Source organism: Bradyrhizobium sp. USDA 10063, from assembly GCF_054063735.1.
The window spans coordinates 8,721,517-8,747,832 of record NZ_JBSSGP010000002.1 but is presented as its reverse complement, the minus strand read 5'-3'; the positions used below and the strand labels follow the sequence as shown (position 1 = coordinate 8,747,832).

18 protein-coding genes and 1 pseudogene are annotated in these 26,316 nt (G+C 61.3%); 6 read left to right on the top strand and 13 right to left on the bottom strand.

Annotated elements, in window-relative coordinates; translation table 11 throughout:
* Positions 1-24: 24 nt before the first annotated feature.
* Positions 25-1,002 carry an ABC transporter substrate-binding protein gene (locus ACVJGD_RS42855; protein WP_456639715.1) on the bottom strand — a complete coding sequence of 326 codons (978 nt, stop codon included), beginning with the start codon at positions 1,000-1,002 and terminating at the stop codon, positions 25-27.
* A gap of 483 nt (positions 1,003-1,485) precedes the next feature.
* A complete protein-coding gene (locus ACVJGD_RS42850; protein WP_456639714.1) occupies positions 1,486-1,857 on the bottom strand; it encodes a hypothetical protein in 372 nt (123 codons plus the stop codon).
* Between the two features lie 987 nt (positions 1,858-2,844).
* Here ACVJGD_RS42850 and ACVJGD_RS42845 point away from each other — a divergent pair.
* Positions 2,845-3,829: pseudogene (locus ACVJGD_RS42845) on the top strand (LLM class flavin-dependent oxidoreductase).
* A gap of 99 nt (positions 3,830-3,928) precedes the next feature.
* On the opposite strand, the gene ACVJGD_RS42840 reads toward ACVJGD_RS42845, so the two are convergent.
* The 9 genes from ACVJGD_RS42840 to ACVJGD_RS42800 form a co-directional block, all read right to left on the bottom strand.
* Positions 3,929-5,902 carry an ABC transporter ATP-binding protein/permease gene (locus ACVJGD_RS42840; protein WP_456639713.1) on the bottom strand — a complete coding sequence of 658 codons (1,974 nt, stop codon included), beginning with the start codon at positions 5,900-5,902 and terminating at the stop codon, positions 3,929-3,931.
* On the bottom strand, positions 5,899-7,632 hold the full coding sequence (locus ACVJGD_RS42835) for a peptidoglycan-binding protein (RefSeq protein ID WP_456639712.1): 1,734 nt from the start codon (positions 7,630-7,632) through the stop codon (positions 5,899-5,901). The genes ACVJGD_RS42840 and ACVJGD_RS42835 overlap by 4 nt, the downstream gene beginning before the upstream one ends.
* Positions 7,633-7,772: 140 nt before the next feature.
* The gene (locus ACVJGD_RS42830) at positions 7,773-8,642 is read right to left on the bottom strand and encodes a hypothetical protein (RefSeq protein WP_456639711.1); all 870 of its coding nucleotides are present in this window, start codon (positions 8,640-8,642) and stop codon (positions 7,773-7,775) included.
* A gap of 79 nt (positions 8,643-8,721) precedes the next feature.
* Entirely contained in the window at positions 8,722-9,864 is a 1,143-nt protein-coding gene (locus tag ACVJGD_RS42825; RefSeq protein ID WP_456639710.1) for a PepSY domain-containing protein, read from the bottom strand.
* A gap of 80 nt (positions 9,865-9,944) precedes the next feature.
* Positions 9,945-11,015, bottom strand: a complete 1,071-nt coding sequence (locus ACVJGD_RS42820; RefSeq protein ID WP_456639709.1) for a PepSY domain-containing protein — start codon at positions 11,013-11,015, stop codon at positions 9,945-9,947.
* 125 nt (positions 11,016-11,140) lie between these two features.
* Positions 11,141-11,839, bottom strand: coding sequence for a hypothetical protein (locus ACVJGD_RS42815; protein ID WP_456639708.1), 699 nt, complete (start codon positions 11,837-11,839; stop codon positions 11,141-11,143).
* The gene (locus tag ACVJGD_RS42810) at positions 11,836-14,988 is read right to left on the bottom strand and encodes an efflux RND transporter permease subunit (protein ID WP_456639707.1); all 3,153 of its coding nucleotides are present in this window, start codon (positions 14,986-14,988) and stop codon (positions 11,836-11,838) included. Before ACVJGD_RS42810 ends, ACVJGD_RS42815 begins: the two co-directional genes overlap by 4 nt.
* 46 nt (positions 14,989-15,034) lie before the next feature.
* Complete coding sequence (locus ACVJGD_RS42805) at positions 15,035-15,514, bottom strand: hypothetical protein (RefSeq protein WP_456639706.1); 480 nt, start codon at positions 15,512-15,514, stop codon at positions 15,035-15,037.
* Complete coding sequence (locus ACVJGD_RS42800) at positions 15,511-18,609, bottom strand: efflux RND transporter permease subunit (protein WP_456639705.1); 3,099 nt, start codon at positions 18,607-18,609, stop codon at positions 15,511-15,513. Before ACVJGD_RS42800 ends, ACVJGD_RS42805 begins: the two co-directional genes overlap by 4 nt.
* 591 nt (positions 18,610-19,200) lie before the next feature.
* Between ACVJGD_RS42800 and ACVJGD_RS42795 the strand changes: the two genes are divergently transcribed.
* From ACVJGD_RS42795 to ACVJGD_RS42775, 5 genes are all read left to right on the top strand, one after another.
* On the top strand, positions 19,201-21,096 hold the full coding sequence (locus tag ACVJGD_RS42795; protein WP_456639704.1) for a hypothetical protein: 1,896 nt from the start codon (positions 19,201-19,203) through the stop codon (positions 21,094-21,096).
* A 292-nt stretch (positions 21,097-21,388) separates the two neighbouring features.
* A complete protein-coding gene (locus tag ACVJGD_RS42790; RefSeq protein ID WP_456639703.1) occupies positions 21,389-21,682 on the top strand; it encodes a hypothetical protein in 294 nt (97 codons plus the stop codon).
* A gap of 329 nt (positions 21,683-22,011) precedes the next feature.
* Positions 22,012-22,761, top strand: a complete 750-nt coding sequence (locus ACVJGD_RS42785; protein ID WP_456639702.1) for a hypothetical protein — start codon at positions 22,012-22,014, stop codon at positions 22,759-22,761.
* A 244-nt stretch (positions 22,762-23,005) separates the two neighbouring features.
* Positions 23,006-23,662, top strand: coding sequence for a DoxX family protein (locus ACVJGD_RS42780; protein WP_456639701.1), 657 nt, complete (start codon positions 23,006-23,008; stop codon positions 23,660-23,662).
* A 74-nt stretch (positions 23,663-23,736) separates the two neighbouring features.
* Positions 23,737-24,480 carry a class I SAM-dependent methyltransferase gene (locus ACVJGD_RS42775; RefSeq protein ID WP_456636259.1) on the top strand — a complete coding sequence of 248 codons (744 nt, stop codon included), beginning with the start codon at positions 23,737-23,739 and terminating at the stop codon, positions 24,478-24,480.
* Position 24,481: 1 nt separating this feature from the next.
* On the opposite strand, the gene ACVJGD_RS42770 is transcribed toward ACVJGD_RS42775, so the two are convergent.
* Positions 24,482-25,246, bottom strand: coding sequence for a glycosyltransferase family 2 protein (locus ACVJGD_RS42770; protein WP_456639700.1), 765 nt, complete (start codon positions 25,244-25,246; stop codon positions 24,482-24,484).
* A 5-nt stretch (positions 25,247-25,251) separates the two neighbouring features.
* Positions 25,252-26,262, bottom strand: coding sequence for a radical SAM protein (locus ACVJGD_RS42765; protein ID WP_456639699.1), 1,011 nt, complete (start codon positions 26,260-26,262; stop codon positions 25,252-25,254).
* Positions 26,263-26,316 lie beyond the last annotated feature (54 nt).

The following is a 26,316-nucleotide window of genomic DNA, read 5'->3' as shown; positions in this document are numbered from 1 at the left end:
GCTCTTCCTTTTCGCAATCGGAAGCTATTCCAGCGGTGCGACGATGGTCGGATGCTTGAACTGAGCGACATCGAGTTTGGGCAGCATTCCGGTCTCGGCATAGATGTCCAGCATCTTCTGGATCGCCGGGAAGTTGGGCGCCGCGCCGGGATCACGACCGAAATCATTGTCCTTGAGCAGATACGTGTCGAGCACCGGGATCGGCGCCTTCAGCACCTCGGAAACGACCTTGAGTGTTTCCTCGCGGTTGGCGAGTGCCTTCTTCATGCCGGAGGTGATATCCCGCACATAGGCCTTCACCGTTTCCGGATTCTTGTCCACGAAATCGGCGCGGCAGGCTTCCAGAATGTGTACGATGTTGGGCATGGCCTGGGAGAGCGAGAACAGCTTGCGCGTGCCGCCCTTGGCTTCCGCCCGTGCCGCGAAGGGCTGGTTCATGTTGACGGCATCGACCCTGCCCTGCCGCAGCGCGTCCTCCGATACGGCGAAGCCGACTTCGACGAGCTTGATGTCCTTGGCCGGATCGACACCATTCTGCTTCAGCAGCATATTGAACGGCCCCTGCGTACCGCCGCCGATCACCGAAATCCCGACCGTCTTCCCCTTCAGGTCGGCGATCGATTTGATCGGCGAGTCGTCCTTGACTGCCCAGTAGACCGAGAAGCCGCCCGGCTTCTCGAAGACGTGCTGAGCGACGATGTAGGCCTTCAAATTGCCGCCGACGACGCCATTGGACAGCGACAGAGGCGCCTGCGTCGCACAGTCGAGCGCGCCAGCCGCCAGCGCCTGTGTCATCGGCGCGGTCCCCTGAAATTGGGTCCATTCGATGTTGTAGGCCTTGCCCAAGTTCGGGAATTCGGCCGGCCGACGCATCATCCAGTATTTCGATTCCTCGGCTGGGATCGTCCAGCCGACACGAATTGTCTGCTGCGCGCGGGTAGCGTTCGCCGTCGCCAGGAGGCAGGTTGCGGCTGCTACCATCAGCGACGTGAGATGACGCATGTGACCTCCGCTACGCTCGATTTGCCTACAAATGTTTCATGGTTCGGATGGCCAGACAAGTGTACTTCACATGGTGAAGCGGTCGGTTAGCGGTCCAATCCAGGGCGGCCGATGAGGGGAGTTGGCACTTCGCCAAGACGAACGCTTGCTGCTGAACTGCGCGTCAGCCGCAAGGCTCTTCCTGTTTGGCGAGGCGGCAGCATAATAGTCTCAGGCCTCGATAGATGCAGTGGCGCGATAGTGGAAATATCCGCCTGCCTTTGGCGAACCACAGGGAAGACGCGCTTCCTCTGTCGGTCCTGTGAAAGCAAGAGCGGCAGAGTGCGCATATAATTTCTGAAAGGCGCAAACTGCCGGCTTCGATGGCAAAGCCTGGCCGTTCGCTGTTAATGGGGGCCGTGCGCGCCGCCAGCACTACCGCCAGGCGTCCTCCCGAAGCGGATCAAGAGGCGTTTGTCACAACGAAGCATCCATCCGGACGGATCAGTTTCCCGCGCCGCGGTGGCTCCCCGATCGATCTTCCCACGGGTCCCTCGCTTTGGGCGGCTCACCAGGGCCATAGTTCTCCACGATCGCGTCTTCAAGCCAAATGGCGCCGCGCGGGCTGGTGACGCGCGTCGAGCGTAATGCCCGCGTCCAGTTGCATACGTCCGGCTGATAGTACACGTAGCGGCTGCTCTTCGCCACATTCACGAAAAAGACATAGACACGGCCGAGTTCGAAGTAAAATTCGCAGTCAATGCTAGCGTAGACATCTAGCAGCCTAACGCGGTTGGCGAGCTTCTCGGCTCCCTTCCATGCCCGATCCACGTCCACGGCCCAAGTATGATCCTTTATTTCGACCACCTTTCCCATGAAGACGTACTGAACTCGATCGAAGCCCTCAGTGAGAGAGACTTGTTCGCACGAACACGCGTGCGCGGCTCCGGCCCACCCGCTCGTCAACATGAATAGTGCCGCTACGGTCCTGTTCGCGGTCCGAAACCAATTTACTTTCGAAGATGCTTGCGCCCGGAGACGCTTTGTCTTGTGTTGCACAACCCAGCCGCGCTCTATGAATAGGTCCCCGCCCGGATCGCTGTGGTAGAACTCGGACGCTTCCATGCGATCCTCACCGGAGTGCATTCCTTCGCCTCATCAACAATTGGCTGCAGTTGCGATTATTCGCGCCTGTACCAACGGGCAAATTTGTCGCCGCCACACACGGCTTCTCGGACACAGTGGCAGCACGCAACGTAGTGCCCCCCGAGCCGTGAAGACGTGGGTACGACAAGATAGCCCAGGCTGATCAATGACTGTTGGCAAAGCAAGCCGCAGCAAAGATAAGAGGGCATACTCATTCGCGTCAGCTTAGAAGGCCCGTCCGACTCGATTAGATCATAGCTGGTAAGCGCGGTCCAAGGAGGGCTGCCCGCAACGTGCTGGGAAGATTTCCCGATCTTCTCCCGATGCGAACAGGGCGTCCATGCCGGAGGACAAATTCGACGCATAACTCAGGTTAATCAGCGGGCTAAGAGCCTCGTGGGAGTAATGTCCGAGTTCGAGCGCAAAGCGGAAAACATTCAGCAAATCCTATCGGCAGTACCAGGCAGGCGCGTTTCCTTAAGGTGTGATGGAATTACCCACAGTGCAGGCGAACGCACAGGCCTCAACCAACCGGTGCAGATTGCAGTCGGTCCTGTTGGTCAATTGCGTACCGGATTCAGCAGATTGACCCACACGGAGACATTGTCCATATGGGACGGAAGAATCGAATAAAGCCTGCCGTTTCGGACAAGCTTGGACGCGGCCAAGTATCTCTGGCGGCGTCATTCAGACAAAAGGTTTCGTTCGGGAGTTCCTATGACGACACTGTCTATCCTCGATCTTGTCCGCGTCACTGAAGACACCGATGCCCGCGGCGCTCGATAACGCCCGCGATATCGCGGTCCATGCCGAGGCGTGGGGCTATCGCCGCATTTGGGTGGCGGAGCATCACAACATGCCGGGCATCGCGAGCGCCGCGACGTCGGTTGTGATCGGCCATATCGCAGCGGGAACAAAAACGATCCGCGTCGGCGCGGGCGGCATCATGCTCCCCAACCATGCCCCCTACGTCATCGCCGAGCAGTTCGGGACGCTGGCGCGCCTGTTTCCGGGCCGCATTGATCTCGGGCTGGGCCGTGCACCGGGGACCGACCAGCTTACACTGCGCGCGTTGCGCCGTACGCCCGAAGCGGCCGAAAACTTCCCGCAGGACGTTCTCGAAGTGCAGGCCTTTCTGGCTCCAGCCGGTCCCAATCAGCGCATCCAGGCGGTGCCGGCGGCGGGAACGGAAGTGCCGTTGTGGATTCTCGGATCAAGTAATTTTGGCGCGATGCTGGCGGCTGAACTCGGGCTTCCCTATGCCTTCGCATCGCATTTCGCTCCTGACCTGCTGATCCCCGCGCTGCAGATCTACCGCAGCCGCTTCAAACCATCCGAGCAACTTGACCGTCCCTACGCGATGGTAGGCGTCAACGTCATCGCCGCCGGCAGCGATGACGAAGCGCGCAGGCTGGCGACGACCCAGCAGATGTCCTTCACGAACATCTTCCGCGGCGCGCGGGGCTTGAGCCAGCCGCCGATCGACAATATTGAGAGCTACTGGTCGCCTGCGGAAAAAGCGCAGGCGATGAGCATGCTCGCGCGCTCCATCGTTGGCTCGCCCGATACGGTTCGTTCTGGCATCGATGCGCTCGTTGCGGAAACAGGCGCCGACGAACTCATGATCGTGTCCGATGTCTACGATCACGCAACGCGGCTGCGCTCCTTCGAACTCATCGCCAGCGCCGCACGTATTGCCTAAAAACTTTGTCCTCTTCGCAGCGCGCAACGTCCAGGAATTTTCCGGATGCAGCGAAAATTCCTGCTTGATGTGTTCGGACAGATATCTTTGGCGTCGGAACTAGACTCGAAGCGCCTCGGCCGGCTCCAGCGCGGCCGCGCGCGAGGCGGGGTATACTCCGGACAAGAGACCGATCACACCGCCGACAACCGGCGCGAGCAACGGAGCGAGTGGATCGAGCACGGGAGTCCAGACCTGATACGCCGAGACGCCCACTACGATCAGCACGCCGATGCTGGATCCGAGCAGTCCTCCCACAATCCCCATCGATGCGCTCTCAACAAGGAACTGTGTCGCGATGTGCCGGCGCGTCGCACCAATGGCGCGGCGCAATCCGATCTCCGCGGTCCGCTCCATCACGCCCACCAGGGTGATGTTTGCGATCCCGAGCGCACCGACCACGAGCGACAGGCCGCCCAGCAGCAGGAACATCACATTGAGGTCGGTTTGCACATCATCGCGCACGCGCCGCGGCTCCTGCGGCAATTGCACGCGAAGGGCGCGGGGATCATCCGGCCGTAGCGCCGTCCGGGCTTGAAGAGCGATCAGGGAGGCGGCGCCGATTTTCGTCTCCACGACCACCAGGCCGGGCCCGAACAGGCTAAAATATCGTCGCGCTGTGCCCTCTGGAATGATGACCGAGCCAAGCAGTTCGGGCTTTCGCACTACGTCGCGCAGGATGCCAATCACGAGATAGAGGTGATCGCCGATATAGATCGCGGGCAGCCGCTCGACCCCGCTGATGCCTAAACGGCGCGCGGCATCGGGGCCGAGCACCGCAACGCGGTCGCCGCGGAGAGAATGCCCGTCGTCGAGAAACCGTCCCGAAGCAAGTTCACCGCGCACCGCGCGGAGCAGATCGGGTGAGGCAGCGCGTACCGCCAGCCTGATAGCTGTCTGGTTTGCCGGATCCACCACCGGTGAGGCGCTGACGAGCGCGTCATGGATATTGACGTCACTCAGCAAGCCAGCGGCCACCACTCCGTTGAGCCGGGTGAGCCGGACCGACGCGTCCCACGGAATGGCGCGCGGATCGATCATGCCGGTGGCGCCGCCTGGCCGTGCCGAGATAAAGAGCTCGGTGGCCGCGAGTTGATCGAATTGGCTGATGATGCGGTTGCCGGCGGTCCGGGTGAGGCCGACGGTAGCGACCAACGCCGACATGCCGATCACGATGCCAAGCACTGTTAGCGCCATGCGGGCCGGCCGCGCGATCGCCCCGGCGATGGCCTCCGCGATTTGATCGCGCGTCGTGATCCCCGAAGCCGCGATGCGCGTCTTGGACGGAGTTGATAATGCAAGCGCGGCTCCGCCAAGCAGCCGGCCGTCCTTCATGTTGACACGGCGTGAGCCGCGTCGCGCCACGTTTTCGTCATGCGTGACAACGACGATCGTCATTCGCTCCTTGTTCAGCTCGGTGAAGAAATCGAGGATCGATTCGGTGTTCGTGGAATCGAGATTGCCGGTCGGCTCGTCACACAGCAGCAGGCTCGGCGAGCCCATCAGGGCCCGGGCAATCGCCACCCGCTGACGTTCGCCACCGGACAATTTGGAAGGCAGGAAATCCGCCCGATGGGCGAGGCCAACGCGGCGAATTTCCTCCATCGCCCGCTCGCGCCGACCCTGCCCGGTCTGCCGGCGATAGACTTCCGCCAACATGACGTTCTCGAGGACGGTCCGATACGGCAGGAGGTGAAATGATTGAAAGATGAATCCTATGCGCCGGGCGCGCAATCCGGCCCGCTCATTCTCGCTCAGCCGTGTCGTTTCGATGCCGTCGAAGAAATACTCTCCGCTGGTCGGGCGGTCTAGACAGCCCAGCACATTCAACAGTGTCGATTTGCCCGAGCCGGACGGACCGGTGATCGACAGCCATTCACCGCGCCGCACCACGAGATCGACATCGATCAAGGCATCAACCGCGGGATCGGTCCCGAATCGCTTGCACACCTTACGCAGGTCGAGCACCTGATCGGGATCGGCGGCAACCTCTTCGATCGGCGTGGCTCGGCGTGTGGTAGCGGTGAACGTCATTTCATCGTCGGAAGCTCCGCCGTCTTGTAGCCCACGACCACCATCTGGCCGGGCGCAAGTCGCCCGTCGGACGCGTTGACCTCGACATAGCCTCCCGTGGAAAGCCCAGGTTGTACGGTGACATATTCCTGCCGGCCGCCGCGGTCGACCAGCACCCGTGACGTTCCGTCGGCGGCAAGCGACACCGCGCTCGTCGGCACGGCGATAACCGCCCCCTTCGTGGTCTCGATCGGGATTGACAGACGCACGGAGAACCCCGCCAAGGACACCGGCGTGCTCTCGACCTTCACCCCGAGATAGAAGTGATACCCATCGACGCCGCGCGTGCCCGGTACGTTCGCAACGCTCTCGACGACGCCGTTCGCCTTGATGCCGAGTGCCTGCTCGTCGATCGCGACCTTCATTCCGGGCTTCACCAGCGGCGCGGCTTCAATGGCTAGTTGCGAGTCGATGCTGAGCTCGTTATCCGTCACGCTCATCACCGGCCCGGACGCGTTGCCGGCAACGGAGGCGGTCACCTCGTGGACACGGATCGGCAGCGACGGGATGAACACGACCTCGTCCGCCGGCACCTGGACGCCGAGCTTCGCCCGCGCCGCCGCGAGTTCGCGATCCAGACGCTCGTATCGTTCGGTTGCGACCTTGACGTCGAATTCGGCGAGCGTCTGTTGTTCCTGCGCCGCGCGCACGCTGCGCTCGCCTTCCAGGCGCGCCGCTTTCACGGCGCCCTCGGCGGCCTTGATCCGCTCGTCGGCCAGGCTGGCCTCGCGCGTCGCGTTCTCAATCGCGAGCTCAGCTTCCACCCGTGCCTTGCGCTGTGCGCTTCGCGCCACTCTCATCTTGGCCTCGGCCGCGGCCTTGGTCATCTCCGTCTGGCGCGGGTCGAGAATGACCAGGGCTCGATCGGCGGTTTGCGTCTTGATATCAGCATCAGCGATGGCGGCTGAATACGTCGCCCGGGCGCGTTCGGCCTCGACCAGGAGAGATTTGCCGCTGCGGGGGTCTCCCAACTGCCGCGCGCTGCCGTAACGTGCCGCAGCGTCGATCGTAGCCTGACGAATGCTCTGATCCGCGATAGCGCGTGCAGCGGCGACCGCTTTCAACGCGGTGTCGCGCGCGGTCTCGGCTGCAAGCCGGCTTCGCGCGGCGTCCGACCAGTCTTTCTCGAGCGCGGCGACCGCGGCGCGTTGTTCGCGCGTCGGTCCGAACGCCTCCCATCCAGCCTTTTGATACAGGCGCTCGACCGCGGCCGATGTCTTTTGGTCATAGTTGCCATCGACGGGTCCCGGATCGAAACCAAGGCGGGCCAGCGCTTCCTCGAACTGTTGTACGTCGCTTCCGGTCGTCGTCGGCGACATGTCGCGGAAACCCGGCGCCGCCCCGCGCAGGACGAAGACCGGACGGCCAGACGCCGACATGATCACTTCGCCTTCCTTGAACTGGGTATTTGGTCGCGGCAGTGACGAGATCAGTCCGGCGCTGCCTTTGACGGTCGAAGGCGCGATAGAAATCGGCTGCGGAAGGCCGAAGCGGACCGTCCCGCGGGTAACAACATCTGAACTCAGTACACGCGACTCCACCGGCACGAGGATCGGCGATGGTTCTGGCGGCGCGGTACGTGCCGCCATCTCCGCCGGTGACTGGATCCTGGAACCCATGTACCAAGCGCCAAGCGCCATGCCGCCAACCACGCCCAGAATGCCCCAAAGAATGTTTACGCGGTTGACCATGCTGTGGATCCTTCCCGCAATGACAGCGTGCCCGCTATGACCGAGCGAAGGGTCGCCTCAGCCTTCGCCGCGATTCTCCCGTCGTGAAAAGTTTACTCGCCGCACCCGATCCAGGGAAGCCTGGAACGTGACGACGTGTCTCATTGCACCTTTCGCGAGAACAGCTCCTCCTGGATCCGCTCCTCGACCGGCTTCAGCACCTCCTCCGACATTTTGAAGCTCTTGACCGCCACGCCGCGCTCGAAATCCTTCAATGTTCGCAGTGCGGCCTTCTGGTCCGAAGACATCTTGTCGATCAAAAGTTTGCCGCCCTCGGTCAGCGCGTTGAGCCGGTTCCGCAGGTCGGGCTCGATCTCGTCCGGGTGGCCATACTCAAAACCGGCCTTCTTCATCTCGCGCTGCCAATAGCCCAGCGCGGCCTTCATGCGCGGATCCTTGTTGATTAGCGCGTCCTGGGGATTGTAGTAGCTCGCCTTCAGTTGCTCGGGTTTGAACGTTTCAGCGACAGCCTTGCGTGTGCAGCCGCCGGTACGCGACAAATCTTCGATCTCAAGCGCGACCGCCAAGGTGCTGGATGTGTCGTCCCCTAACAAGGCGCGATTATAGGCGACCTGATCTGCCGGGGAAAGTTTACGGAAGATCTGCACGTTTCGTTCGCCGAGGCCGACGCGGGCGGGGCTGTAGCCGGTCGCTAGTTGAGGCGGCAAACCCGTATAGAAGGTGGATACGCCAAATCCATAACGATTGACGAACTCCTCCTCGCTGAGGCCAGGAAGGCTCTTGTCCGCCGACATGCCAGCCCGGACGGTATCGACGTCAGCCGCGATGTACTGGAAGCCTTGTTCGGTCATGCAGCGTGCGATCAGTTGCTCGGTCTTTTCGATTGCCTGAACGAGCTCGCGTGGCGATAGGCCGAATTCCTCAGTGCCAAGGCCCTTTGGCGCCTGCGCAACCGCCATCACCGGCGCGAACAGAACGGTGAACAAACCCGCGCAGATCCTCTTTCTCATGACGCTACCCTTTCATCACTATCCTTTCCAACTGCAGCCTCTTCCAGGGACGGCATTTCCGCTCAATCGCGAACAACGGTTACTTGTCCGTGCCCACCACCTTCCCCGATTCGATGTCAACGAAGACATCGGTTTCCACTCCGTCCTGTGTGGCAATGATCTCCACGGCGTAGACATTGTATTTGCCGTATCTCTCGATCTTCATCGACGTGACCTTGCCCGGGACTTCCTTGAGTGCGGTTTCCGTCGCCTCCGACGAGCTGACTTTTGCAACCGGTGGCACAGTCTGCTTCCGAGGCTCCCGATGGTGTTTTCCGAAGCTCGCCATGTCCGTGCCGGGCAATGCGTCGGACGCAACCAGCTCACCATCCGAGGTGTCCTTGACGAGTCCCACTCCAGGGCACCACCACTTATCCGTGATATCGGATGGATTGGTGAGGCTATACTCGCGTGTTCTCACACAATCTTTGAAGGTCCCGGCTGGAACAGTTATTGTGATCCCGCTTTCCACGTTTTCTGTGTAGCCATACGCCTCGGCCTCGTGCCCGTCGAAGACGTATTTGTCACCGACGACAAAGGTCCCAGGCATCAGCAAGCCGGGCTCGGCAATACCGTTGCCATCAGGGTCGCCGACACGCCAAGTCCCGGCAAAGACCTTGCGTCCTATTTGGTCTATCTCCCAGCTCACTTCGCCAAACGTGTACATACTGTTCGTTGGCTTATCCATGCAGAACCAGTTCTCCGCCCGCTGGTCCAATATGCCGTCGTAGAATTCCTCTTCCTGGACGACGCCACATTCGAACTTGCCAATACCGGGCACGTCAAACGGTTCGGTCTTGTCGAGAACCTCGACTTCTATTCGTAGAAGTCCGTGTGGATGGTTTGGATGCTCCATGATGTATCGAAAGCCCGGTTGGAGAGGAAAATAGAGCGGGTTGTGTCCTCTTGTGACCAGGTTTTCTGCCTTCAAATTCCAATCTTTGGATGAGGAAAAATTGACCCGGGCACCGCTCTGGGTGCGCCCCGGCTGATCCTTGTATTCCCGCGCCACGGCGCTGTCGCCATGCAAACCGAACCAAGCGCCGCCGGCGAACACGAGCCCGGCTGCGGTCAGAACCGCCGCCGTCGTGAGCGTGGCACGCAACCGTGCGAGCGGGCCAGACCGCCACTTCGCCGGCTTCATCTGTCGCTCCGAATTCTGCTTGTCGAATATCTCGATCATCTCACTGCCCTCCAGTTGTGGGCACCGGCTCGGCCGGAACGTCGCCCAAGATTACAAAATCGATTTCTCCTATCTCCACGTCAGTCCGTTCCAACGACCTCGCCCGTCTGGGTGTCGACGAAGACGTCGACCTCGCGACCCTCCGTCTGGATCTCCACCACGTAGACGTTCTTGCCCTTCTTCCTCTCGATTGTGACGTCGGTGACTTTTCCAGGCACGCGCTGCAGTGCGATCTTCTTGGCGTTTTCGGCCGTGATCTTCGCCGCCGCTGACTTCTGCTTCGCGGGCTTGTCGCGCAGCTTCCCGATGCTTGAAACGTTGGACGCCGGATTGCTGGACGGGAGCGCGTTGGAAAGAATGAGCTTGCCGTCCGAAGTGTCGTTCACGAGGCCAACCTCTGGGCACCAGATCTTGTCGCTGATGTCCTTGAGGTCGATCAGCCCCTGCTCGCGAATCCGAACGCAGCCCTTGAACCTCCCTGCGGAGACCGTTACTTCAAGGCCTTCTTCCATGTTCTCGGCACCGCCATACGTGGTACTCCGGCCGCCGGCGAAGATGTAGCGCTCGCCAACCTTAAACGTGCCCGGCATCAACAGACCCGGTTCAGCGACGCCGTCGCCGTCGGGGTCGCCGGCCCGCCACGTACCCGTGAAGCTCGGCTTGCCGTCCTGGATTTCCCAACTCACCTCGCCAAACGAATGAACATTGTTGGTGGCCTTGTCGAGGGCGATCCAGCTGAGCTTACGCTCACTTAGGACGCCGTCGAGATACTCCTCTTCCTGCACCACCGCCGTCTTGAATTTGCCGATGCCAGGAACGTCGAAATCCTCCGTGGTGTTCAGCACCACGGTCTCCTTGCGATACTTGCCGTCGGGGTGATCGGGCCGCTCCAGTGCGTGTTTGTGGCCTGGCGTGATCGGGTAGTAGAGCGGATTGACCCCGTGCGGGACGATCTGCTCGGCTTTCAGGTTCCAATCCTTCAGCGAGGAGAAATCACTGCCTTTGGTCCAGCGCGGCGGATCTTTGATCTCGGCCGCATATCCAATGCCGCCTGTCACAAGTCCGGCCGCTGATAGGAAGACGGCTGCTGCTAGCGCGCCACGCAAGCGGACAAATGGGCCAAACTGCCGGAGCACTGGCTTCGTCTGCATGTCCACCATCGCGATGCCCTCAGATATGGGCGGCAAGTCCGGCTGCCGCCCGGGATTGCGCAAGGTGGCCTGAAGACATCGCCGGTTCGTCTCAGGCCGATCTGTTGTTGACGGGTCGACTGCACTCATCGCTCCCTCGCCGTGGTGAAGTCGGTTTCGATGAATGAGCGATTGCCGTCTTTCGCGACCGTACCGATCGCGAGTGTGTAAGCCTGCCCGGCGCGCAGGAATCCCTTGGGTACCGCGAAAGTCTTTGTCGACGCCGGCAGCAGCGCCCGGATCTCGTAGGGCGAGCCGGGTTGCTCGATAACGATGACGCAGGACTCGATTCCCTTCGGCACGGACCAGCGCAAGGTCAGGTCGCCGGCGGGAACGTCCTTTTGACCAGACTTTGGATATTCAAACGCAGCTGGCTCCGGAAAAGTGTGACTGAGCTGCGTTTCACCGCGCAGGCGTCCGCCATTGCTCGTGTTTCCCAAGAAACGATACGTGCCCGCCGGGAAGTCCGCCTTGACGATGCGGTCATCAGCCGGCTCCGGCGATTCAATCGTCAGCTTGCGAATGCCCAGTTTCGAGTCGGGGGTCTTGATATCGACGACCTTACGCTCGTTGGGACCCGAAACCGTCAGTGCGGTGAGCCCATCGCTGGCGCCCGTCACCTCGAACTTGATCTCCGCGTCCTTGTCTTGCACGTTGCGTTCGAGATAAACGGAGAGCTGTTCGAACTGGCGATTTTCCGTCGCGGATGTCGCAATCGGAAAGGCGAAAGTCGCCAAGGTTGCCGCCAAAACGAGCCAGCCGTTGCAACGATGCTTGGTCTTCACGTTGCCCTCCCGACGCCTGCCGGTTCTGGACCTGTCAGATCGATCGTCGGCCCGACCGTGCCGCGGCCGAAACGGAGATAAAGGGCTGGCAAAATGAACAGATTGAGCAGCGTGGATGTCACAAGTCCGCCCATGATGACCACTGCCATCGGATATTCGATCTCATGGCCGGGCAAGTTACCGAAGATGATCAACGGCAGAATCGCAAGCCCGGCGGCTCCGGTCGTCATCAGGATCGGACGCAATCGCTCGTTGGCCCCGCGAAGCACAAGCTCCATGCCGAACGCCGTCCCCTCATAGCGTTCCAGATGCTGGAAGTGGTTGATCATGATGATCCCGTTGCGCGCGGCGATTCCGAGCACGGTCAGGAAGCCGATCAACGAGCCGAGCGAGACGATTCCGCCTGCGAGCCACGCTGCCAGGACACCACCCACCAGGGCCGAAGGCAGAGTGAGGAAGCTAAGCGTTGCCAGCCGCCAGCTTCCGAACGTCTGTTGCAGAAGCACGAATATGACGGCGAGCGCCACCGCGCCAAGCACTTCGAGCCTTGCGCGGGCGGCGCGCAGCTCCTGATATTCGCCCTGCAGCACCGCGTAGTAGCCGAGCGGAAACGACAGCTTGTCCAGCCGCGCCTGCACGTCCCGGGCGACTGCGGCGAGATCTCGGCCCCGGACATTCGCGTCCACGTCGATCCGACGGGAACTCGCCTCGCGCCTGATGACGTTTGGCGTCGGCTGAATGCTGACGTCCGCTACTTCCGCTAACCGCACACGCTGACCCGTCGGCGTGTCGATCCGCATCTGGCGCACAGAGTCGACGCTGCGGCGGAATTCCGGCGGGCTCCATACCTGAACATCATAGGTGCGTCCCTCGATGAAGATGTCGCCGACCTCCTCTCCGGCCATCAGGGTCGAAGAGGCGCGCCGAGCATCGCCCGGCTTCAGGCCGTAACGCTGTGCCTCCTCCAACTTCAGCGTCACCTGAATATGCGGCACCTCGACGATCAGCTCCTTGTGCAGGTTGACGAGGTTGGGAACGTCAGCGAGTGCCGCGCGGACCTCCTCCGCCTTGCTCCTGAGAACGTCGAGGTCCGGGCCGAAGATGCGAACGACGATCGCCTCGCCGGCCCCGGTCAGGACCTCGCGAATGCGCTCCTTCAGATAGGTTTGCACATCGCGGTAGAGGCCTGGATAACCCTCCACCATTTCGTCGATCTTGGCGTGCGTCTTGTCGTAGTCGGCATCCTTGCTGATGCTGATCCAGTTCTCTCCGAAATTGACGCCGACGACCTCGTCGGCAGCGAACGCCTGACCGATATGGGCGCCGAAATTGCGTACCCCCGGAATGGCGCGCAGCTCCTTGCTCGCCCGGGTCGTGATGCGCAGCATCTCGGGCAGCGAGGTATCGGGCGAGGTGACCCAGTGCATCAGGAAATCGCGCTCCTTGAACGACGGCAGCAGCGAGTGGCCGAGCAATGGCCAGACGACGATCCCCGCGAGCGTCACAACGCCGACCGTGATGAAGGCAGGACGGGGCGTTCGCGTGACACGTTCGAGCAACGGCGGGTAGTAGCGGCGCAGCCAAACGACAAGTGGCGATTCTCGCCCTTCAAGCCGCGCATTGTTGAGCAAGATCAGGCAAAGCGCCGGCGTCACCGTCATCGCCACGATGAGCGAGGCCGCGATCGCAAGCACATAGGCTCCGATCAACGGCTTGAAAAACGATCCGGCCAGGCCCTGCATGAACAAGACGGGCACCACGGCGGCGACCACGATAAGGGTCGCGGAGACGATCGGCGCGCGCACCTCGAGGGACGCGTCCAGAATAATGCGCGCCGTGCTTCGCGTATCCCCCGCCTGCCGCGCGAGCCGCAGGCGCCGCATGATGTTCTCTACATCGAGGATCGCGTCGTCGACGACGATCCCGAGCGCGATCACGAAGCCGGCCAGCGTCATGGTGTTGACGGTCGCGCCCAATATGAACAGGACCAGTGCGGCTGCGAGTAGCGACAGCGGAATCGCGACGATGCAGACGATCGCGGTGCGCCATTCATAAAGGAAGATGACGATGATTCCCGTCACCAGCAGGCAGCTCAGCAACAGCGCCCGCGACAGATTGTCGATCGAGTCCTCGACGAAGGTTGCGGGCCGGAAGATTGTCGTATCGATCTCAACCCCCGGAAGGCCTGGCTTCATTTTCTCCAGCGCATCTTCCACCCCGCGGGTGACCGCGAGCGTGTTTCCCCAGGGGAATTTCTCGACGATGAGCATCAACCCCGGGCCGTCGTTGATGACGGCGTCGCCGACCATGCCCTGCGGCGCATAGACAAGGTTAGCAACCTCGCTGAGTAACAGCGGCTCGCCGTCCCTTGTCGTTACCGGCACCCTCGACAGCGTCTCGGGCGTAACACCGGACGCGGCAAACATCAGTTGAAAGCGCTGATTGGGTGTTTCGACGAAGCCGCCAGTGCCGATATGTGCGCCACGGGAATAGCGGAGCAAGCCGACGTCAAGCGCGTTGGAAACCGCTTCCTGCACCTGGTCGAGCGTGACGTCGGCTGCTGCCATCCGATTCGGGTCGACCATCACCTGAAGCATCTTGAGTTGCTCGCCCCAGATCGCGACGTTTGCAACCCCGGGAACACCGAGTAGCCGCTGCCGGATGGTCCAATAGGCGAGCATCGACAGGTCCATGACGGACTTGTCCTGCGAGGTGATGCCGATCTTCATGATCCGGCTGGTCGAGGACAATGGCGGCATCATGAAGGGCGGCGCCGCCCACGTCGGCAGCGTCTTGGACGCAAGCGCCATCCGCTCGCTGACCAGTTGACGCGCCCGGATCCCGTCGACGCCGGACTTGAAGATCAGGAGGATCGACGACAACTGCCCCACCGACTTCGAACGCATTACGTCGATGTCTGGAACGCCGTTCAGGGCGTTTTCCAACGGCACAGTGACAAGTTGTTCAACTTCCGCGGAGGAGAGTCCAAGGCAGATGGTCTGGATCTCGACGCGTGGCGGTGCGAATTCCGGGAACACGTCCACCGCCACGTCCTTAAGGCGCACCAGGCCAAACCAGGTAAGCACCACACCCAGGGCGAGGACCAGATAACGAAAGCGCAGACTGGATGCTATGACCAACTTCATCATTGCAGACATCCCACTCAGACTGCAGCCGTTATGGAGAGCAACCAGGCTAATGACCTACCTTCACCTCTGTCCCGAAGATTTGCGGCACTCCGGCCGCAAGCACCTTGGTGCCGACCGGCGGCCCGTCGGTCAGGTACACGTTGTCGCCCTTGATGGTGTCGATCTCCACCGGCCCGCGGACGAATGTCAGCGGCTCGGCGCTGATGTAGACCCACGCTTTGCCCGAAAGGTCGTAGAGAACGGATGCATAGGGCACGATGAGGCGCCCGGACGGATCCGCGCGCACCTCATCGATCAGAATGCCGAGCCGTTCAGCCGCCTTCGGCGTGAGCGTTATCTTCTTGATCTTGGCGTCAGTCGTTGCCTCGACGCGCGCCGGTGCCGTGCCGGTCATCTCCGCGGTCAGGGCTGAGAGAAAAAGCGTTGCCAAGATCGCGACAGATATCGCTGCAGCCAACACGTTGAAGCGGGCCATGACGGGTATCTCCCTCTTGATCGCGACCGGAATGAATCGCTCGGCGCTCATGACGCGGTCTCCATCTCGAGATCGATCCGGTCCTTGGTCCAGCCGCCAGCGAACCGCACGTAAAGCGCCGGAAGCATGAGCAACGTTCCGAGAGTCGCAGTGACGACGCCGCCCAACACGACCACCGCGAGCGGGTGAGCGATTTCAAGCCCCGCGACATCGCCCATGACTGCGAACGGAAGCACCAGCGCGATCGTCGCGATCGATGACGCGATGATGGTCAGGAACTGCTCCCGAACACCGCGACGCACCAACGCCTCGCCGAACGGCTCGCCCTCGTTCAATTGCAGGTGCTGGAAATGGGCAACGAGACCGACCGCCTGCCGCACGGCCAACGCAAGCACCGCCGCCAGACCCAACAGCGAGCCGAGCGAGAAGGTGCCCTCCTCCGTAAGCGGGATCGCCGCCACACCGCCCAGCACGGCGATAGGTACACCGAGCAACGACAACGCAGTGAGCTTCCAACTGCGGAGCACGGCCTGCATGAGCAGGAACATCACGATCGCAGCGGCCACCACATAGCCGTAGATCGACCGCAGGCTGGCCTGCTCTTCCTTGTATTCGCCTAGCACCTCGGCGCGATGCTCGAACGGGAATGCCACCTGCTTGACGGTGCGGGCGACCTCATCCGCCACGTCACCCAGCGCCCGCTCATCCACTGTTGCCCGGACGTCGATACGGCGCGAGGCTCCCTGGCGGCGGATAATGCTGATCGCCGGCGCAACGCTGACGTCAGCGACCTGGGCGAGACGAGCCTGCGACCCGCTCTCGCTGTTGATCATCAGATTCCGGATGTCTTCGATGTTGTCGCGCAGCTCCGGGCGCCCCCAGACCACGACGTCGAAAACCTTCTGCTCCTCGAATAGCGCACCGACGGTGATGCCGCTGACGAGTGCGGAGGTTGCCCTGCGGACGTCACCGGGCTTCAGCCCGAAATCGGCCGCGCGATCGACATCCACCTTGACCTCGATCGCAGGTTCCTCGACCTGCAGCTCGACCCGGGCGTTTTCGACGCCCTTGATCTTTGCGATCGCCGCGCGAATCTCTTCAGCCTTGGTACGAATGACATCGAGACTCTTGCCGTAGACGCGCACGGTGATGGAATCAGGATCACCGGTGAGCGCCTCACGCAGCTTGGTCGACAGGTATGTCCCGACCTGCCCGCGCATTCCGGGATAGGCGGTGATGGCGGCTTCCACGGCATCGACTACGGTTTCATATTGCGCATTGGGATCGATGTTGACCCACACTTGCCCCGAATTCACGTCAGCTGCGTGCTCGCAGTTGCAGAGCAGCGCGCGTCCGAGATTGGCGTGGGCGCTCCGCACGCCCGGGATCTGCTTGAGGTCTTGGATCAAGCCATCGGTCGATCGCATCATCGCCTGCAACGAGGTGCCAGGCGGTCCTTGCCACTCGACGAGGAGATCGGTCTCCTTGAAGCTCGGCACCATTTGGCGTTCGAGCGGACGCAAGAGCACAAAGCTCGCGATTGCGGCCAGCAGGCCGGCAGCGACGCAGGCGACGGGCCAGCGTATGACGGGGCCGCCTACTCGATCGAAGCGCCCGGCCAATCGATCGATCGGCTCGTCACCGCTCGCGTTCGGTGACGTGTCCGCGAGTAAAACTGCTGCCAGCGCCGGCGTCACGATCAGCGCCACCAACATCGAGACGGCCACGGCGGCGATGTAGGCCCAGGCCATCGGGGCAAAGAATGCGGCCGACCGGCTCTGCATAAACAGGATCGGCAGCACCGCGAGGACGACGATCAACGACGCGTAGACCATCGGCCGGCGTGTTTCCAGCATCGCACGGGCGAGGATGCGGAAGCCGGACTGTCCGTCGCGTGGCGAGCGGAGACGACGCAGCAGATTGTCCGCGTCGAGAATGCCGTCATGGACCACCACGCCCGAAGCCATCAAGAGACCGCCGATCACCATCATGCTGAGCGAAATCCCCGCGGCCTGTAGCAGCAGCACGGCCGAGACGAACGACAACAAAATCGCGGCGAGCGCGATAACAGCGCTCCTCCAGCTGCCCATCAGAAGGCCAAGTACCGCTGCGACCAGGATGATCGAAATGATCGCGGCCTTGCTCAAGGTGCCGCTCGCGCCTTCGATGAAGCTCGCGGGATGATAGATCCTCGTGTTGATCTCGATCCCGGGCAGCCCGGGCTTCAGTTCGTCGAGCGCGCGCTCTACGCCGCGTGTCACCTCCGACGTGCTGAATCCGGGAAACTTCTCGATTGCCAGCATCAGGCCAGGCCCATCGCCGATGATGGCATCTCCGATCAGGGCCTGATGGCCTTCTGCAAGAAAGGCTACATCGCCGACGCGGACGGTCGTGCCGCTCAGCGGCACCTTGGCGAATGTTCCCACGGTGGAGATGGGCAATTGGTGACGGATGCTGAGCCGCTGGTTTGGCGTTTCGATGAAGCCGCCGGTGCCGGGCGTCGACGAGTTCAGGTAGGTCAGCGGCGAAGACCAGACCGCCTCGCCTGTCGTCTTGATCACCTGCTCGAGCTTGACGCCCTTTTTCAGCAAGTTCCTGGCATCGACGAGCACCTGCACCTGCCGCTCGCGCTGTCCCCATATTGAAACATTCGCGACGCCCGGAACGCCAGCAAGGCGCGGCGCGATGTTCCAGCGCGCCTGAATCGACATGTCGATCAACGAAACGGATTTCGAGCTCAGTCCGATGTTCATCACCCGGCTGGTTGTGGACACGGGCTGCAGCATCACCGGCGGACCGGAGACGTTCGGCAGCGCGTGCGCCTGCGTCAGCCGCTCCTGCACCATCTGGCGTGCTTTCATCATGTCGGTGCCAGGTGCAAAGATCATTTCGATGGTCGAGAGGCCAGCCATCGACTCCGACTGGATCAAATGAAGCCACGGCACACCGTTGAGCAGGTCCGCTTCCAGCGGAACGGTGATCAGCGATTCGACTTCGGCGCTGGAGAGGCCCAGCGATTCAGTCTTCACAGTGAGCGAAGGCAAAGCGAGTTCGGGGATGACGTCGAGCGGCTTGTCCTTGATGCTGATGACCCCGAAGATCAGCAGGCCGGCAGCAACAGCCAGAACGAGAGTGCGTAAACGCACGCTAGAGGAAATGAGCCACAACATCTGCGACGCCCCCTCTAATAATCTCTGATTGTAATCAAACTCCAGTTGTGGGAGCTCCGGTTCGCGGCCGCTATCTCCAGCACCGAACGGCGCAGCCGAGTTCCCGACATGTCCAGCTTCTCTGATCCCGTCCCGCCGTATTACCGCTCTGGTTCGGTCCCATTGACGCCACATTCAGCGTCACTAGCGGAGGGTTGGAGTTTCATAATACCATTTTTCTAGGCCTCACCCCCCAGGGACATTTTGACGCGCCCCAAAATGGGTGGCTGGATACCGCCAACTAGGATATCGTCTACCCTCAATTGGGCTACTCCCCACACCCATCCGTATACATCCTTAAGTTGAGATCATTATAGACTCGGCACACTTTACAGCCGGGACCTGTGTTGTGACCTACCAATTCACCATCAGGTTGGTCGACGTTTCCAAATGCGTATGGACTTGCGGTAACTATGGCCACACGTTTGGGTTGACGGATCAATTGTTCGCTGAGAGGCTGCAAGAGCGAATTGTCATGAACGAACGAGCCGGCGATTTGGCACCGGCGAGATCGAGCGGGGGCCGCGTATGCTCTCGAATAAGCGAGATGACGTCGTCGCAGGATTCCGGTGCCGTTCGGGCGCTGCATTAGTTAAAACTGAACAATCAACCATGCGCACGAGGCGCCGCGCGTGCGGCGTATTCCCATGGATCGCCGGCGCTACGCCAGCGCTGCTCAGCTTCGCATTATTCGTACCTTCTTGCGCAGCCGCCGCGGGCAATGACGAGATCGCACTTCTCCGACAGATGCTTGGCGAGCTAAAGGCGGAGAACCGGAAGCTTTCCAAGCGTCTCAGCGCCCTGGAAGGCACGACAATGCCGAAGCGCGCAGCCGCCGCGCCGCGAGTGCGTTCAGCACCTGTCGCAACGACGACTGCTGCACCAACGTCAGTCGCGCCTGTCGTAACGCCGGCTGCCGCACCTGCGCCAATCGCACCTACCCCAGCCGTAGTGACGCCCGGAGCGCCGGCCACCGCATCGGCCGCCGTGCTGCCGGCTCCGGATCTGTCGGATACTGGAGCGAAGAGGCCGCTTACAGAGCGCGTGAAAGACCTTGAGGTCGCCTGGGCGGCGCAGGAAAACGCGACGCGGCAGATCATAGCAGACACGTTCAACAAGACCGGGCCAAACATCAACAAGTACCTCTCGCTCAGCGGTGTGATTGAAGGCCTGGCTTCGCGGACCCAGGATTTCGATGGCCCTTCCAAGGAAAACCTGCAGTTGGGCACGGCGGAGCTCGACTTCGATATCAAGTTGAGCGACTGGGTAACCGGCGCATTGGTGCTCCATTTCGAGAGCGGCACGGGCGCTATATTTCCGACCGGGAACCAACCTGTCGTGCCTGGCGTCCCCGGCGTTGGCGTGGATCGATTCACGCTTGATCGCACCCACATTCTGGTCGGCGATTTGATGCAGTTTCCGATCGCTGCCCGCTTTGGCGTCGAGACCTTGCATTTTGGCACGTCCACCGGCGTGGCGCGCTTGGATACACTGTCAATTGGCACTCCACTGACGACTGAGGTTTTTGAAAACCGTCAGACCGCGGGAGGACTTGAGTTTGCCTTTCCAACCCCGCCGCTACAGCCGCTACCGGCGCCGGTTGTTGTTCCCAAAGTCAATCCGCTGGTGGTCGCACCAGCAGTGCAGCAGATTGCGCGCTGGATGGGCTACGTGCCGCCGCCTCAACGGCCGTTCAAGCCGATGCCCGTGACGCCTCCCCTCGACCCGCCGCCCTTCTATGGCTCGGTCATGACCTACAAGGGGAGCGAAAGCATCGTGCCGGGCGGAACGAAAATCGACGATTACAACGCCACGCTCGGTTTCCGAACGAGAGGCCATTGCGGCGTGCCCTATGAGCAATTGACGACGTCGCTGATCTGTCCGTGGACCGTTGACTTCCATGTCGACTATGACACTTCGGTGTTCGAAAGTCGATTCCTGCGTCAATCCTATTTGCCGTTCCTGCCCGAGATCGGACGCGTCCCCGGAGTGGCCGCGAGCGTCAAAGCGAGTTTCGGCCCGTTCGCAGTTGTTGGCGAGGTGAACGCTGCGCTTCGGTCAGCACAGTTCATTGATGGGTTCGGCATTCCGAGGAACATGATGCCGATGACATGGCAGGCTTCGCTTGCCTACCAATTCGATTGGAATCCGTGGGTGACGGAGATCGGCGCCCAGGGCGATTTCATCTCGATCGCATATTCCGGCAGCAAGGACATGGCCGGCGCAGGAATCCTGGTAAATGGCGTACCGACCCGGATCGGCTTCGTCCCGCAAAACCGGCTGCTCCTCACTGCCGGCGAGTGGGTGACGGACGGGCTGAAAATTGCTGTGGAATATTCAGCGAACTGGGACTACTCAACGAACGTCGGCGGCACCGGAAAGCTCGCGCACGGCGCCTTCGGACTGCTGCAGCTCAATTTCTGAATACAAGCACTTGCCTGCTTACTCCGACAGCTCGCCTTCTCAAGCGCAACGCCACAGCCCTCGCTGGCGTGCTGGCGCGGCTGACACGTGGCTGGATTAAGGCTTCAATCGACCGCGAGACGGTTGTTCAAGCAAGCTCTGGCCCCTACATAAAGGTCACCGCTGGTCAGCACGTCGTTTTGCGCTAGCCGTGGAAGAGCTCGATCTTCGAGGCCAGGGTCGAGTCCCGGAACGCCGATTCATAGATCGTTCATAGAGATCGATTGTCTCGCCCAACCGAAGGGAGAACTCCATGAAGGCCATCGCAGTGGGCGCATTCGCTGCCGCGCTGCTGGCGTCCGCCGCTTCCGCCGCGCCCCTCAACGCGACGACGATCGGCTCCGCCGAAGTCGTCAACGTCGATCAGGTTGGTCTGGTCTGCAACGAGTATTATGGACTCTGCTGGCGAACCCGGGGACGGCGCTATGTCCTGCGCTATTTCGACGACCCCAGTTACTTCCCCGGCCGGGGCTACAACTACTACGCTGGTCCCGGCTATTACGATCGCCGCTACGGCGGACCCAGATTCACCATTCGCGGCTGGTAGCCAGGAAGCAAAGGGCCGCTCTCTGGTGTGGCACCTTCTTACGGACCGTTGTGTGTACCGAAAACCTAACCCCTGAGGTAGTGCTGCATCTCCTGCTCTGCTAGGCGCCCCGCCCCTCAATCGTAGATTCGGCGGCGACGACGCATCAAAAGGCCGAAGTAGTCGCATCCCACCGGCCGGACTTCAGTTGTCGCTGAGATGCATTTGATGGGCAATGGAGCGATTGCGGCCGCAGCTACAACCTCTAACGGTACATAACGCACAATTTCCAGTATTCTGGGCGGCCTCAGTTCGGTCAACACAACTGCACCAAACCTAAGGAGCTCGACATGAGCAATACTCAGGCCGGCAGAGAAATGAGCCGACTCGATGTGATCCGCCTTTTCGCCTTCGGCATGCTGTTGATCCTCCCTGCGACTTCCCGGGCGCAACAGCTCCCTCCGATTGCCGAACAAATGGCAAAAACCTACGGCCTTGATTCGTTTGGGCAAATCGAGGCAATCCGCTACACTTGGAATGCGGAATTGCCTGGTGTCAAACTTTCTCGCCGTTGGGAGTGGAGCCCGAAGATCGACATGGTCTCCTACGAGGGGAAAGATAAGGAAGGCAACCCGGTCAAGGCTACCTATCAGCGCTCGCAGCTCAGCAGCCAAAGCGATGCCATAAAGAACGAAATCGATCCGGCATTCATGAACGATCAGTATTGGTTGATCCTCCCTTTCCACGTCGTATGGGACGGTCCCACGGTGACCGATGAGGGCACGCACAAACTACCCCTGGGTGACGCTTCCGCTGAACGGCTCGTGGTCAAATACCCTTCGGAGGGTGGCTACGATCGCGGCGACACCTGGGACCTGTACGTTGGCGCGGACAAGCAAATAAAGGAGATCGCCTACCACCGCGGCGGAACCAGGCCGCCCAAACTCGTGATCGCGACATGGGCGGGCTACAAGAAGGCTGGCCCACTCCTGATCTCGACAGATCACCGCGGGACGGTCGACGGAAAGCCCATGCAACTTTCGTTTTCGGATGTGTCGGTCAAGGTGACGGGATCGGAAAACTGGATCAACGCGCAATGAAGAGCAGAGAGGTTCGCTCGAACGACTGATTATGTGTTGTTCACAGATCAGTCGCCTGGTCTCTCGATCTAGTTACTCGCAACAGCGGGTTGGTGCGCTGTTGACGCGTTCAATGCCGGCGCTGTTCAGCGTAATAATTGCGCGCTCTGCTGCGTAGTAGCCCAGGTAGGCGCACCTCTCGACCCGCTCGCGTAGTGGTGCGCCTTACGCAGAGTAACTACCCAAATCTCGGGAGCACCCGCTTATGCCCAACAATCCCTTCACCAATGCGTGGCAATTCCTGACCGCGAATACGGGTGATTATCTGCGTCTGGGAAACTGGCGCTATTTGGTCCTGGCACTGTTCTGGGCGTTGCTGATCGCCGGCATTGCAGTGGCGTTTCAGAATTGGCGGGAGGATCCGGCGCAGCGTACCGGCCGACATCTTGGAATCTGGCTGGTCCGCGTCCTGATCGGCTGCATGTGGTTCCAGGGCATGTTGTGGAAATTGCCGCTGCCCGTGTCCGATGGTCTGCAATATTGGACCGAACAGGAAACAACCCACGCGGCTTTCGAATTTCACCGCACCTTCATGAAGGACGTCGTGTTGCCTAACATGACGATCTTTGGACCAATTGTCTTTCTTGCCGAGCTGGTGTTTGCAGCATCGATGATCCTCGGGCTTGCCGTGCGGGTGGTTGGCGTGCTGGCCATCGCCTATGTGCTGCAACTGTGGCTCGGCCTCTATGGCAATCCGGCAGAGTGGCCGTGGACGTATATGTTTCTGGCCTTGCTGATGTTCCTGTTCGTGGTCGAGAGCGCCGGCCGCAGTCTTGGCCTTGATGCTTGGTTGCGTCGCAAAGTCCCTGCCGTGCGCGACAAGAAGGGCTTTATCGGTTGGTTCCTCTACATCGCAGGCTAGTTGCGGAAGGATGATGCTGGATCACCTCGTGAGCTGATAGAACCGGACGACGGCGCCGGATGCTTGGCAGGCAGATGATCGCACTGGTGCGCGCGGCGATGTTTATTGCGGCGCTGGACGCAGCTCGCGCATACGCTGCCGACATCGGCTACCTGGCTCCGCCTGGAGTCCCTGCAAAAGAGTTTCCCTCGCCTCGGCGTCCGGTTGCACAGATCGTCAGCCCGACCCGTGGCTCCGAGGAGCGCCGCGATTCACTGAATGAGACCGGCGAGATCGCCCGTCTTCTTGAAGTCAAGCCAGGGATGACGGTTGGCGATGTCGGTGCCGGTAACGGCTACCACACGGTCCGGCTCTCGCGGCTCGTCGGTCCCGCCGGCTCTGTCATCGCCCAAGATGTCACGCGGCATTACCTCATCGCGCTCGCCAAGCGAACGCAACGCCTGAAGCTGACAAATGTCATATTCGCATCGGGCGAACCGCACGACCCGCGCCTGCCCGCTTCCCTGCTCGACGTCGCCATCCTCGTGCACATGTATCACGAGATAGCTCAGCCATACGCTTTCCTCTACAATCTGGCGCCCGCCTTGAAGCAGGGCGCGCGGGTCGGAATTGTCGACCTCGAGCGCCCGACGTCGGAGCATGGCACGCCAATTGAGCTACTGCGTTGCGAGCTCGCCGCCGTTGGCTATCGCGAGATCGCCACGTATCAGCTCGCAGGCGATGGTGGATATCTGGCGGCGTTTTCCCCACCTGAGGAAGGAAGCCGAAAATCTCCCCGGGACATCGTTGCCTGTGGTCATCGTACCGGCCCCCGTTGATCTAGCCACGCCTGTCTGCCGGAAGCCTCCGGTGTCGGAGTTCAAGGGCGAGGCGGACGAACGTCGCCGAGATGGACCATGCCGCCTTGACGCCAGCGATAAGATTGCCGGAGACCTTCGATACACCGCCGATCCGGCGCCGCTGCCCGACAGCGATCTCCAGCGCCGGCAAGCGGGCGACCGCGACCCGCATCAACATTTCCAGGTTCCAGCCATACGTCTCTTCTTTCATGCCGAGACGTCTGAGCTCATCGCGCCGGATGGCGCGAAACGGCGACAGATCGGTGAAGCTCGCGCCATAGGTCAGCCGCAAGAGCAGACTGCCAACATGGGCCGCGACGACCTGCTGCGGCGTCAAGCTGCCGGGCTCGCGCGAACCGCGAACGCGCGAGCCGAGAACGAACACAGCCTGCCCGGCGGCGATCGGCGACACCAGATCAGAGATGAATTCCGGGCGATCGCTGCCATCCCCGTCGAGGAAGACAAGAATGTCGGCGTCATCGCGCACGGCGGCGATGCCTGCCTGGATGGCGCGACCGTAGCCGCGTTGTTGCTCGACAATCACGCAAGCCCCGGCGGCCCGTGCCCGCTCGGCCGTGCGGTCCCGCGAACCCCCGTCGACCACGATGACTTCACTCACGCTCTGTCCCAGCACCGCAGCTACGACCTGGCCGATTGCCGTTTCCTCGTCGAGGCATGGAATGATCGCCGAAACGACGGGCGGTTGGCACGATGCAGGCCGCTTCCCGTCGATCTCGTGGCTCACCTCGCTCACAGGCTCCAGCGCAGGCCGCAATTGGCGCAGCTCTTGGGCGGCTTGTCCGACAGGAGGGCCGCACGAAAGTCCCGGTACGCCGGTCCGTTCCAGATATCGTGCAAGGACTGCTGCCCTGCATGGCCTAGTGTATAGTTGTCGTAGCCATGCTGCGAAAATGGCGCGATACAGCACGGCAAGGCGCGGCCATTGGCCGTGAAATACATCAGCGACCAGGGCCGCCGGCAGAGCGACCACGGCGAACCGTCACCGCTGCTCTTCAGACTTAACCCCGGCTCGCTCGCTGCGCCCGATGCGCTGAAGGCCACACCAAGCGAGCGTGCGAGATCCTCGGCCTGTTTCAGATACACTGCCTCCCCCTCGGTCAGACGTTCGAACAACGCCTGATCGGGACGCGCCTTGCCGATTGCTGCTTCGTCGAAAAACACGAGCCGTTGCAGATAAACTTCTTTGACCCCGATCTCCGCCGCAACTTTCACAAAGGCCGGGAGTTGCTCGACGGTCTCTTTCAGGCCGGTAAGCCAAACAGAAACTTGCGGCCTTGTGTGACCCTCCCGCTCCTGCAACTCGCGAAATGCACGCACGTTGCGGATGATACGACCGAAATAGTCCCTGCCACGGATCGCCTTGAAGCTCTCGCGATCTGATGCGTCAAGCGACACACGCAACTCATCAAGTCCCGCGTCGATCAGCGCACGGCCGTTGCGCTCGCTGAGCACTGTTCCGTTGGTGTTGAACAGGACGTAAACGCCGCGCTCCTTCAGGTACCTGACCATCCGGGGCAGGTTGGCGACCAGCATCGGCTCACCGACGCCGTGCAGCACCGCGCGCGAGAGGCCCGGAGCCTGATCGACAATCGACGTGAACAGATCCCAACTCATGTCTGCCGGCGGCTCGAGTTCCTCGTAGGTGCGAGGGCAGGTCGTGCACAGCAGGTTGCAGCGATTGGTGACTTCCAGATAAAGACAGACCGGCGGACGCGGGGCGATCTCGGTGCGTTCGCCCATGACCGACTCGTGATATCGGCGCGGATCAAGCGGCGCGCGAGCGTTCTGCGAAAG